The organism is Pseudoalteromonas sp. C12FD-1 (genome assembly GCF_037414265.1).
Lineage (GTDB): Bacteria > Pseudomonadota > Gammaproteobacteria > Enterobacterales > Alteromonadaceae > Pseudoalteromonas.
On sequence record NZ_JBBEVD010000072.1, the window covers coordinates 249,096 to 261,745 of the forward strand.

The 12,650-nt window shown below is 41.2% G+C and carries 9 protein-coding genes; 3 read left to right on the forward strand and 6 right to left on the reverse strand.

Annotated features, from left to right (window positions below; genetic code table 11):
- Positions 1-58 precede the first annotated feature (58 nt).
- The 3 genes from WDB87_RS15575 to WDB87_RS15585 all read right to left on the reverse strand — a co-directional run bounded on the left by WDB87_RS15575 (position 59) and on the right by WDB87_RS15585 (position 6,203).
- Positions 59-964, reverse strand: coding sequence for a diguanylate cyclase (locus WDB87_RS15575; protein ID WP_337850347.1), 906 nt, complete (start codon positions 962-964; stop codon positions 59-61).
- The gene (locus tag WDB87_RS15580; RefSeq protein WP_337850348.1) at positions 948-4,739 is read right to left on the reverse strand and encodes a PAS domain-containing hybrid sensor histidine kinase/response regulator; all 3,792 of its coding nucleotides are present in this window, start codon (positions 4,737-4,739) and stop codon (positions 948-950) included. The genes WDB87_RS15575 and WDB87_RS15580 overlap by 17 nt, the downstream gene beginning before the upstream one ends.
- A 66-nt stretch (positions 4,740-4,805) precedes the next feature.
- Positions 4,806-6,203 carry a PhoH family protein gene (locus WDB87_RS15585; protein WP_286246111.1) on the reverse strand — a complete coding sequence of 466 codons (1,398 nt, stop codon included), beginning with the start codon at positions 6,201-6,203 and terminating at the stop codon, positions 4,806-4,808.
- A gap of 306 nt (positions 6,204-6,509) precedes the next feature.
- On the opposite strand from WDB87_RS15585, the gene rapA reads away from it, so the two are divergent.
- Entirely contained in the window at positions 6,510-9,404 is a 2,895-nt protein-coding gene (gene rapA, locus WDB87_RS15590; protein ID WP_337850349.1) for an RNA polymerase-associated protein RapA, read from the forward strand.
- A gap of 105 nt (positions 9,405-9,509) precedes the next feature.
- Here rapA and WDB87_RS15595 read toward each other — a convergent pair whose 3' ends face one another.
- Positions 9,510-9,797: a type II toxin-antitoxin system RelE/ParE family toxin gene (locus WDB87_RS15595; protein WP_055018590.1), complete on the reverse strand. Its 288-nt coding sequence runs from the start codon at positions 9,795-9,797 to the stop codon at positions 9,510-9,512.
- Positions 9,797-10,024 (reverse strand): ribbon-helix-helix domain-containing protein, encoded by a 228-nt coding sequence (locus WDB87_RS15600; RefSeq protein ID WP_337850350.1) that lies wholly within the window; start codon positions 10,022-10,024, stop codon positions 9,797-9,799. The genes WDB87_RS15595 and WDB87_RS15600 overlap by 1 nt, the downstream gene beginning before the upstream one ends.
- A gap of 136 nt (positions 10,025-10,160) precedes the next feature.
- Between WDB87_RS15600 and rluA the strand changes: the two genes are divergently transcribed.
- The gene (gene rluA, locus WDB87_RS15605; RefSeq protein ID WP_286246107.1) at positions 10,161-10,811 is read left to right on the forward strand and encodes a bifunctional tRNA pseudouridine(32) synthase/23S rRNA pseudouridine(746) synthase RluA; all 651 of its coding nucleotides are present in this window, start codon (positions 10,161-10,163) and stop codon (positions 10,809-10,811) included.
- Between the two features lie 57 nt (positions 10,812-10,868).
- Complete coding sequence (locus WDB87_RS15610) at positions 10,869-11,801, forward strand: DUF3530 family protein (RefSeq protein ID WP_286247661.1); 933 nt, start codon at positions 10,869-10,871, stop codon at positions 11,799-11,801.
- Here the strand turns inward: WDB87_RS15610 and djlA are convergent.
- A complete protein-coding gene (djlA, locus tag WDB87_RS15615) occupies positions 11,784-12,641 on the reverse strand; it encodes a co-chaperone DjlA (RefSeq protein ID WP_286246106.1) in 858 nt (285 codons plus the stop codon). The genes WDB87_RS15610 and djlA overlap by 18 nt on opposite strands.
- Positions 12,642-12,650 lie beyond the last annotated feature (9 nt).

Here is a 12,650-nt window from a genome sequence, read left to right on the forward strand (position 1 = left end):
TCATAGCGTTAACCGTGTGGGGCCGATTAAAATAACGCTTAAGTGTAAATAAAGCGCACTATAAGTTAAGCGCAACCACTTGATCGCGCCCAGCATCTTTTGCGGCATACAGCCCTAAATCGGCTTGCTCAAGTAAGGCCTGCTCAGCACTTGCATTGCCATTTTCCATACTAGCAATACCAATACTAATTGTTATGTGTTCTGCATTTAAAGAAGCTTTGTGCTCTATATTTAAGTTGTTTACCGCTTGCCTTAGCTTTTGTGCAAATGCTAATGCCTGTTGTTTATTAACATCGGGTAATACCGCTGCAAACTCTTCTCCTCCGTAGCGGGCAATAAAGTCAGTACTACGCTCACATTGCGCTGCTAACGCCTGTGCAACCTGCTTTAAACATTCATCCCCTGCTCGGTGACCATAGCAATCGTTATAACGCTTAAAGTGGTCTATATCCATTAATAAAACCGACAAACACGAGCCATTGCGTTTACTTCTACGCCATTCACGAGAGAGATTTTCATCTAAATAACGCCTGTTGGGTATCTCTGTTAAACCATCTATTGAGGCAAGCATTTCAAGCAAATCATTTTTTTGCTTGATCAGTAATTGGTTGCGCACTCTCACTTTTACTATGGAAGCATTAAAGGGTTTAGTTATGTAATCCATTGCGCCTAACTCAAGGCCTTTTGCTTCATCAGTATGGCTATTATTAGCCGATATAAACACAATAGGAATAGACTGCGTAATAGGGTTTTCTTTAAGTTGCACAAGCACTTCGTAGCCATCAATGCCTGGCATCACCACATCTAAAATAATTAAATCTACTTGGTTAGATTTAATAAAGGTGAGTGCTTTTTCGCCGCTTTCAACTAAATATACGTCATACTCCGTACCCAGCGTTTTTTCAAGCACCAGCCGGTTAAGGGGATCATCATCTACAATCAGTATTTTAGCTCTTTTCGGCATCCCGTCCCCCTAAGGTTTCTATAAAAATAATCACTTGTTTTAGTTGTATGATTAGTTCTTTTAAAGTTTGTTGAAGCGGCTCGTTAGTAGTTTTAAGGTGCGTTTCACATTGTTTTGCACACAGTGAAAGCCTGATAAAACCTAAATTACCCGCCACGCCTTTAATACTATGCACTAAGCGTACCACTTCATCTCGCTGGGTATTTTCTTCAATTTGTTCTAACTGGGTTTCACACAACTTAGCAAACTTTCCAACCATAGTTGCTAGTAAATTTTCATCAAAATTAAACTGGGTGAGCGCAAAGTTTTGGTCATAAAACTTAGGTTTTATAAAGTCTACGTCTCTAATTGCATCTAACAGTACAGCTGCAACCACAGGTTTGGTTAAATGCTTGTTCATGCCGCTATTAAGTGAGCGCTCAACATCTGCAGGTTCACAATGTGCTGTTAAAGCAAAAATAGGCAGTTGGCGCGCGTCAAACTGTTGGCGAATCAATTGCGTTGCTTGGCACCCATCAATATGCGGCATTTGCACGTCCATCAATATTAGATCTGGCTTTAATATTTGTAGCAGCTCTATTGCATCTGGGGCATTAGTGACTGTTATTACATTAACATGGGCGTGCTTTAGTACACTGCTAATAATGTCTAAATTGAGCGGGTTATCATCAACCGCCATAATAAGTAGACCCGATATATCTTTTTTTACTTCTTCATTATTTTCAGCAGCTTTAGAGTGCTTATCATCGACATTAGCATTTAAACTAATTAATCGCTGCGCCAAGGCCGTTGCTTTAATATGCTGTACGTTAATTTGCGTAGTACAAGGCAATGCTAAAGTGTGCTCATGATTAATTACCACTACAGGGAATGAGCTGGCACTGAGTGTTTCGTGTATAGATTCAACACTTAATAAATCGTTCAATGTGGTTTCATCAATAATCAGTTGCTTTGCATCAGCAAGCTTTATTGGGTAGCGTAGCGCCTCTTCTAAGTCAATAGCTGTCACTTGTGAGTAAGCATTAACGACTTCGTTTAGCTTTACAGTGTCATCGCTCACAATGGCTAACGTACTAGGAATAAATACACTACTCTTAGCCGTATCTACCGCAAGCGCTAGAGTAAAGTAAAACTCACATCCACGGCCTTTGTCGCTATTAATGGCAATTTCGCCCCCCATTAAGGCGACACCATGTTTAACTATAGCAAGTCCAAGCCCGACCCCTTGATGAATACGCGTAGAGGATTCGTCCCCTTGAGTAAACGCATCAAATAGTCGTCGTTGGTCAGCTTTAGCAATACCTACCCCTGTGTCGATCACGTGAAAACAAATACGTTGCTGATCTAAAACGTCATTTTCATCAAGCACCATTTTTAAGGTAATACTGCCTTTATTAGTAAACTTAACGGCATTGGTAAGTAAGTTACCTAGTATTTGTTGCAATCGTATTGAATCACCAATAATCACAGGGTTAATTAAAGGGTCTATTTCAATATTAAAGCTTAATCCTTTGTTTTGGCATAACGGCGCCGTTAAGCTCTCGCAAATATCAATCAGTTCAACTAAACAAAAAGGCACCGGTTTTATTTGTGCTTGCGCACTTTCTACGCGAGCAAAGTCAAGCATTCTGTTTAGCATTAGCAATAAGCTTTGCGCTGCGTTTTTAGCCTGCTTTGTTTGTTGCAGCTGCTTATTTGTTAAGCCTTGCTCTACTATCATGTCTAACAAACCGAGTACTGCGTTAAGCGGCGTGCGGATCTCATGACTTAAATTAGCAATAAAGCGGCTTTTAGCTATTGTTGCACGCTCTGCGTCATGCTTTGCTTTAGTGAGCGCGCTCACATCTTGAATATGAATAACATAGTAAGAAGGGTCTCGGTTTTCATCCCACACCAGCGACACACTCAGCTGTAGCCAACTTGTTAATTTTCCTTGTGAGAGCGTTAAATGATAAACCCGTTTTTTATCATCTAGTAAGTGACAAAGCGTTTTTTTTATTTCTTGCCACTGCGCCTCATCAAACAGCTTTTTAAGCGGTTCACCAGTTAAAATATCTTGCTGTGAAAATAACTTACGAGCCGCTTTGTTAACTTGCAATATGGTATGCTCAAGCGAGAGTAGCAACACACTGTTTGCTGCAAACTCTATCGCGCTTCTAAATTTAGATTCTGACGCTTTTAACGCCGATAGGGTTTGCTGCTGCTCAGTAATGTCTCTTCCAATCCCCATAGTACCTAATAAATGCTGGTGCTCGTTATAAAATGGGGCAATGGTTAATTGATACGATTTATCGGTGCTATCTATGCGTTGTTCAATACTACTTTTGGTTTGCAGCACTTGTTTTTCAAGCAGGCTTAACTGTAAATCGTCACTGTCTAAATCTTCAATACGCTTACCGACTAGGGTTGCTTGTTCTTTGCCTACATAGGCTTCAAATGCTTTGTTACACCCTAAAAAAGAGCCATCAATATTTTTAAAATAAATCAGATCAGGCACACTATTTAGCATCGTATTTAATAGCGCTAAGTGTCGCTCTTTTGCTTCGTAGCTGCGTTTTAGCTTTTGTGATTGTAGCTGTAGCTGCTCATCGAGTTCTTTATTAGCCTCTTGTAATGACTCAACTAACTGCGCATTTTTATCAAAAACATATTTAACGCGAGAAAACCAAGGCTGCCAATTTAATGGGATCGGGTAACTTGAAAGTGTTTCATTAGGGCCATCATTTTGCTCAAAATACTGCATTAAATGGGTCATTGGTCTCACAAAAATACGTTGGCTTAACCAAAAAAATACGGCAAACATTAAGCTTAAAAATAACGTTAAAAACACAAATTCCAAAAATACCTCATACCTAATTGGCGTGATCATATTTATTTGCGGTTCATAAAACGCCGCATGAATAGGCAAGTTCCCCATGGCTTGCATAAAAAACTGTGCATCTGTGTTATTCGCTAAGTTTATTTTTTTATCGTCATGAGTTAATTCAGGCCAATAATCTTTTAAGGCTGTTGCTTCGTTTAACTGCTTAACAGAGCTGGCTATCACCTGATGCGATTGGTTCATAAACACATATTCACCCTCGCTTGGAGCTACCTTTTTAAGCCAGCTAGACATGGCTTCTAAATCGTATATTAAAATTATATAGTCGGACGAATTTGGCTGTTTTTTGCGACCAATGGCAAAATAAGCGCTATCGTGTATTTTTACTATGGGGCTGGAAGTAAGCTGGCCAGGTGCAAATGTAGGCTTAAAACGGCCATTTAAAATTTTACTAAGCATGGTGCTTTGACTTTTGTTGCGTCTTACAACATACGCAAACCCCGCGTCATCAACATAGGCAACGGCCGATAACGATTGCATAAGTGATAACGCGGTATTAAAAGTTGGGCTTAAGCTTGTAGCTTGCTGCCACTGAATCAACGCACGGTTAGAAAAAGCAAACTGCCCTTTACCGACTATTTCGCCTCGGCGCTGACTAAAGTGGCGGTAGTAGTAATTATCGTACTGATTTATACCTTCAAGTAAGTTACGGTTAAATTGTTCAGCACTAGGCTGTTGATATGATGTAAAGGCATTGTCGAAAAAGTCATTTACCGAGCTCATTATATGGCTAACTTGAGCCGATACTTGCTCAAAATCGGCTTGGCGTTTTTCTATGGCACGATCAACTTTTATATTATACAAGTGCAAACACAGTAAAAATGCCACAAATAAGGGAACAAATAATGCTACAAATAAAGAGCGGTAATAGTCTTTTAGAGGTAAAAATTTCAACGTTTTGCCTAAGTTTTGGCCCGATAGTCAGCCACTAGACTATCGAGCCAAATTGTTCTGCGCAAGTTATAAATTTTCTTCTGCAAAGGAGGCTAAACGGCTGCGCACTACCCCGTTTAAATTAACTGTTGCACTGCCTTCAAAGTCTTTAAAACGCTCAACAATATAAGTAAGACCTGAAGTAACGGGGGTTAAATAGTTGCTATCTATTTGTGCTAAATTACCGCTACAAATTAGTTTTGTTCCCTCACCACAGCGGGTAATAATGGTTTTAAGCTGAGACGCCGTTAAGTTTTGGCTCTCATCCAAAATAACCACTGCATTTTGAATACTACGCCCACGCATAAAGTTTACCGACTTAAACTGTATATTGGCTTTTTCCATTATGTAATTACGGCTCGAAATTGGGTTTTCATCTCCTTTGTGTAGCACCTCTAAGGTGTCGGTAATTGCCGCTAACCACGGTGCCATTTTTTCTTCTTCGGTACCGGGCAAAAAGCCAATAGACTCGGCTATTTCAGGCGTATTACGCGTTACTATAACCTTGTCGTAAATACCGCGTTCAATCACCATTTCAAGTGCACTAGCAAGCGCTAGCAACGTTTTACCACACCCAGCTGGGCCGGTTAAAATAACCAACTCAATACTTGGGTCTAATAAAGCATCAAGTGCCATACCTTGATAAACATTTTTAGGTTTAACACCCCATGCTTGCTGGTGCATTAAACGCTCAACACTAATATCTTTTAATTTAATACGCTCGTTATCGTACGATTTTACCCGCGCAGCAAAGTGCTCGCTGCCATCAAGTATGTACTCATTGCAAAATACATCTGGAATTAAGTTTTTTGCTACATAATGAAACGTATCACGGCCATGCTGCTGTGTTTCGCATTGCCCTACGTGCTGCCAAAAATCTCCCTCTATTTTTTTATAACCACTGGTTAAAAGCGCTATATCGTCAATGAGTTGGTCGGTTCGGTAATCTTCAACATATTTTAGGCCTGCGCCTTTCGCTTTAAGGCGCATGTTTATATCTTTTGTCACCAATACTATTTTTGAATCGCTGTGCTGTTTTTGTAAATACACGGCGCAGTTAATAATGCGGTGGTCGTTTTCATCCCCCGGTAATCCAGAAATAGAATCTGCAAAAAGGTGGTCATTAACAATAATGAGCGTACCGGTTGAATTAGCATTTGCTTTTTTATTGCTCGGCAGTGCAACCCCCTGCAACATTTGCTCAGGAGTCGCATCTTTTAGTACTTCATCTAGGCCGCGAATAGCCACTCGTGCATCGCGGCTTACATCGTGTTTTCTATCTTTAATGTGGTCAAGTTCTTCTAAAACGGTCATTGGGATGACAACATGATGCTCTTGGAAAGACAAATAAGCGAGGGGTTCGTGGAGTAACACATTGGTGTCTAGCACATACATTTTACTTTCAAGGTTCGAAGCTTTTTCCATAGCACTTTCCTTACGTTTTATGATTTTTATGCTATACCAAAATAACTAAGTAAAACGGGCCTAAATTTAAACCTGCAATACTTAATTGCTAAGGCATAATCTAAGTTTAGTCTATTTGTCATAAAAGTCCGTTTTATTACAAACACAATATAGTTTTTATTTACCTAAAAAAGAGCCATTTGTTAGCACTGTTAATGGGATTAATTCGCACTTATAAAATTAATTAAAAGTGAGTCAAATAGCGCCTTGCAGTGGTGTTATGTAACAGGTAACATAGCCGCCTTTTTCTTCATAGACGAGACATACATGAATTTTTCCTTAGGTCAGCGTTGGATCAGTGATACAGAGTCAGATTTAGGATTAGGCACCGTAGTTGCCATTGAAGGCCGTCAGGTCAGCATTTTATTTCCTGCCAGTGGTGAAAACCGTGTTTATTCTACAGCAGAAGCACCGGTTACCCGTGTGGCATTTAATCCAGGTGATGTGATCAAAAGCGTTGAAGAATGGGAATTAGAAGTAGAGTCTATTGAAGTGCAAGGTGAACTACTTTGCTACGTAGGTACACGTATCGATACCGGCGAGCAAGCAAAGCTAAAAGAAACCTTTCTAGATCATTTTATTAAGTTTAATAAACCGCAAGATCGTTTATTTGCGGGCCAAGTAGATCGTTTCGATCGCTACACTTTGCGTTACCAAACATGGCAACACCAATTCCAGCGCCAGCAATCGCCTATTAAGGGTTTGATTGGTCAGCGCGCTAACCTTATCCCGCACCAGCTTTACATTGCACAAGAAGTAGGTAAACGTTTTGCTCCACGTGTACTGCTTTCAGATGAAGTAGGCCTTGGTAAAACCATTGAAGCAGGTATGATTTTACACCAACAAATAATTAGCGGTCGTGCTAGCCGTGTACTTATTGTGGTGCCAGAAAACCTACAACACCAATGGTTAGTAGAAATGCTACGCCGCTTTAATTTACGTTTTTCTATTTTTGATGAAGAGCGTTGCGACGAAGCCTTTGCCGACTCACCAAACGTATTTGATACCGAGCAACTGGTACTTACCAGCCTTGAGTTTTTAACCAAGAAAAAACGTTGGTTTGAACAAGCAACATTGGCTGATTGGGACTTATTAGTTGTTGATGAAGCGCACCACCTAAGTATTAACAATGGTAAGCCGAGCACCGAATATCAGCGTATGGCCGAACTTAGCCAAGATATTCCAGGGCTTATTTTATTAACTGCAACGCCAGATCAACTTGGTCATCGTAGTCACTTTGCCCGCTTACAATTGCTCGACCCAGATAGGTTTTACGACTACGACGTATTCAAAGAAGAAGAAGCTAACTACAAAGACGTTGCCGAAGCGGCAAATCAGCTGCTGCAAGCGCAAGCCCTTGATGATACAGCCAAAGCCACACTCATTGAGCTATTAAAAGAGACCGATATTACCGATGTGCTTGAAAAAGCGCAGCAAGGTGATTTACCGGCCCGTAAAGAAATACTTAACATGCTGCTTGATCGCCACGGCACAGGCCGTATTTTGTTTAGAAACAGCCGCAGCGGAATTGATGGCTACCCTAGCCGTAAATTACATGCTTACCCTATGGCACTGCCAAAGCAGTACAAAACAGCTATGTCGGTGCTTGGCAGCATGAGCGGTATACAAAGTGCAGAGCTAAGTGCACAACGCGCGCTATTCCCTGAAAAAATCTTTCAAGAGTTTGAAGGTGAAAGTGCAAGCTGGGGCGCATTTGACCCACGTGTAGATTGGTTAATCAACACACTTAAAACCCTAAAGCACGAAAAAGTACTGCTTATTTGTGCCAAAGCCGAAACTGCGATTAGCCTTGAACAAATTTTGCGTGAGCGTGAAGCAATAAAAGCCTCTGTGTTCCACGAGGGCATGTCGATTATTGAGCGTGACCGCGCAGCAGCATTTTTTGCTGATGAATACGACAACGCACAAATACTGCTGTGTTCAGAGATTGGTTCAGAAGGTCGTAACTTCCAGTTTTCGCATCATTTAGTGTTATTTGATCTACCACTAAACCCTGACTTACTTGAGCAACGTATCGGCCGATTAGACCGCATTGGTCAAACGCAAGATGTAAATATTCATGTGCCGTATTTTGAAAACACCGCGCAAGAAGTATTACTTCGTTGGTACAACGAAGGCCTTGATGCGTTTGAGAGCACATCGACTACCGGCCAACTATTGTATAAAGAGTTTAGCGAAGACTTACTTGAGTACATTGCTGCACATAATTGTGATGAAGAAGAGCTCGACCCACTACTTGAGCAAGTAGCCAAGCAAAATGCCGTGTTGCGCAAGCAAATGGAAAGTGGCCGTGACCGTCTATTAGAGCTACATTCATCTGGCCAAGGCGCTGCCGACTCGCTGGTTGAAGATATCGAAGCACTTGATAACCAATTTGAGTTACCAAGTTATATGATCAACGTATTCGACACGTTTGGTGTAAGCCAAGAAGACAAAGGCGAAAACACCATTATTTTAAAGCCAACAGAGCATATGCTAAGTGCTTCGTTCCCAAGCTTAAAAGAAGATGGCATGACGGTTACCTTTGACCGCGATACTGCTCTTTCGCAAGAAGACGTGCATTTTATTAGCTGGGATCATCCTATGGTGCAAGGCACGATGGACATGATTTGTGATGATGACTTTGGTAGTGCATCGGTTGCTTTGCTTAAAAACAAAAAATTGCCGCCAGGCACCTTTTTTGTTGAGCTGATTTTTGTAGCCGAAGCTATGGCACCAAAAGCCCTGCAAGTAGGACGCTTTTTACCACCAACGCCTATTCGCATATTGCTTGATAAAGCCAGTAATAACCTAGGTGAAAATGTAGCGTTTGATAGCTTTAACCAGCAGCTTTCAGCCGTTGGTCGCCAAACAGCAAGTAAATTAGCAGGTGCTTTACAAGGTGCGGTTCATCCAATGATCAACACCGCAAAAGACATGGCGCAGCAGCAGCTTGAGGTTATACGCAGTGCATCTCTTGAAAAAATGCAAAGCACCCTAGGCGAAGAACAAGCCCGCCTTGAAGCGCTTAAGCAAATTAACCCTAATATTCGCCAAGAAGAAATTACCTTCTTCGATAAGCAGCGCACTGAGCTCACTACGCACATTGAAAAAGCGCAGTTAAAGCTTGATGCAATACGTTTAATTGTGGTTTCGCACTAAGGTTTTTTTGAGCTTTCAGTTTATAGCTGTCAGTCGTTAGATCAGGTGTAGCTAAACTACAATTTTAAAAGCACGGTTTACAGGCCGTGCTTTTTACATTCACCTCTAGAACCACTCATCAGTATCTTGGCCACCTAATATAGCCATTATTTCAACATCAGTTTCTGTAATTCTGTAATAAATGCTGTCCGAGCCACAAACGGCACGTCGATAGCCTGTGCGTATATGATCAACTGATTGGTATGAATAAGGATTTGCTGCTAGTTTTTCAAACATAGAGAAGAAACTATAAAAATAATTATCCGCTTGCTGTTGTGAAAATGCGTGACAGTCATATTGATAAATGCGACGTAAATCCTCTTTGGCATCGTTTGAAAGTTTAAATGTGCGCACTACTTAATGCTTGCTTTAAATTCTACTAACATTTGATCGGCAGATTGAGCACTAAAACCGCTTTTTTCTGCGTTAGCAAGCTTACTGTTTATAGCTTCAGCCCTTCTTGCACGGCGAATTAAATCGTTCACCAATTCACTTTTATTAGCATAATCACCTATGTTTTCAACGTGATTACGTAGCCATAAATCATTTTGTTCAGTAAGTGAAATACTTTGCCTTGCCATAATATGTTCCCATAACTTTAGGTTGGTGTAATTTTACACCAGATTAAAAAGCATGCAATTAAACTTTTACCTTTTCCCTTGAGCCTTTGCGCTCGCTCCACTAAAATAGCGCCCTGCAAAATTACTGAGGTCGGCCGTGTTAGTTAACTACAATCCCCCAATGAGTCCGTATTTAACAATACTGTATCAAGATGACGACTTGCTCATCGTTAATAAGCCCAGCGAACTTTTAACCGTCCCAGGTAAAGATCCAAAACATGCCGATAGCTTAATTAGCCGCGTTAACCGTGTTTTTCCTACAGCTAAAATAGTGCACCGCTTAGATATGGCAACCTCAGGCATACTATGTTTGGCCATGAATAAAGCAGCGCATAGGCATTTAAGTATGCAATTTCAAGAACGCGAAACAGCAAAGCGTTATATTGCGCGTGTTTATGGGCAGCTTGAAGAAAATGGCTCTGTAGATTTACCGCTTATTTGCGATTGGCCTAACCGCCCTAAACAAATGGTTGATCATGAAAATGGCAAACCATCGCTTACGCATTACAAAATACTCACGCGCGAAGCATTTGCTACCCGCGTGGAGCTAACACCCATTACAGGGCGATCCCACCAATTACGTGTACATATGTTAAGCCTTGGTCATCCTATTTTAGGTGACAGGCTCTATGCCCACAAAGAGGCGCTTGCAGCTGCACCGCGTTTACAACTGCATGCTCAAATGCTTCAACTAAAGCACCCTGTGAGCGAGCAAGTGCTTACTTTTGAAGCCGAGCCTGATTTTTAACTAAACTTTTTATCCTTCGCGCCGATAGCTAAGTAATGGTATTTATTAGAGCTTGTGATGATATTAGCGCGATTTTTAAAACCCGTATTAGTTAACCTACTGCTGGCTTGTGGGTTGTTAATTGGCAGCCCTAGTAATGCAATTGATCATATTTCGCCGCCCGCCCTGTCGACAATAGAAAACACTGATATAAAACGTTTCTTACCAAATGATGAAATAAAGCCAATACTTGCTGGTGATACCGAGTTTTTAAGCCTTTACAGCGAGTATATGAGCCGCGACTTTAGAGGGGTTGCGTTACTTATACCCGATTGGAACTCAACTCCAAGTAATAACACTGGCATGAGCTATCTTCGAAAGGAGCTGAATAATTTAGGTTATACCACTTACGCGATGACAGTGCCTGACATAGATTGGCAAGCCAGCGATATGCAAGCCCCTAGCGAAGCGCAACAAAACGCGGCGCAAGAGCAAACTGAGCAAAAAAATAGCGAGTCAGAAGCACCAAAGCCCAATACTGAGCCGCACTATGTAAATGCAATTGACTCGGTAAGTAATGCGGTGCTTAACAACTATAAAACTAACTTAATATTGCGTTATGAGGCACTTTATCAACGTGCTATGAGCGAGCCTAATAATATTGTAGTGATAGCCCAAGGAGCCAGTGCGGGTGTGTTAATGGAGTACTATGCAGACTTTCCAGACTCGCAAATTAATGCATTTATTAGCTTAAGCAGTTATTTACCCAATACACAGCGTAATGAAAGTTTAAGCCAAACCACATCACTGGTTACCCCAGCATTACTTGATATTTACTATGCAAACGATAATACCGATATACTTATGAGCCTAAAAAATCGTCAGCGCTGGGTAAATCGTAATGCTAAATTTGATTACCGCCAGCGCCAACTGTTTGGCCTGCGTGATGCGCCAGAGCAACATGCACGTTTAAGCAAAGAAATAGACGGCTTTTTACGCCGCCTTTTTTAAATACTCGTAAGCTGCTTGTATGTCTTGGCTTTTTTTAACCGCCACTTCCATCATGTGTTTAGGCAGCCCTTGAGATACTAATTTATCAGGGTGATGCTGCGCCATTAATTTACGATACGCTACTTTAATGTCTCGTTGCGTTGCATCACTATTTAACCCTAATAAAGCCAAGGCTTGTGAACGGTTCATGCTGTTATTAGGGGGCACATGATGGCCAGACCCTTCACGGTAACTGCTACTTTGACCTTGCTGCTGCCTATGCTGTTGTTGCTGCTGTCTAAAACTAAATTCAGCTTGGTAGCGCTTAAGAATAAAAGCAAAATGGGTTTTAGAAATACCTAATTGCTTACTTACCTCTTGTAACAGCTGTTTTTCTTGCTCGGCGAGCACACCATCAGAAAACGCCATTTGAATTTGAATTTCTAAAAACAGTTGCAGTAAGTCGTAACGTTTTGCAAAGCGTTCTTTAAAGTCATGCACTGTTTCTTTAATCGAAAAGTCGCTATCTTTACCTGATTGAAATGCATGCTGAGCTTCGCGGCGCTCATCGCCCTTTAGCCCCATTTCATCCATAAACATACTTGCCGCTTTTATATGCACCTCACTTACGCGACCGTTCGACTTTGCAATATGCCCCATAACCGCAAAGCAGCTCGAAAAAAACAACGCTTGGCGCTCGTTTACATCATCACCTTTAAACAAACCTGAAAAGCCCCCGGCTTTATCAAAGTCGTTTTTTAGGCTTTTATCAAATAAATGGCCAAGGTATAAACCTAAAATGGCGCCAAAAATTTTGCCAAACATAAAGCCAAAACAAAAACCGAGTATTTTTCCCCACATCTAATTAAC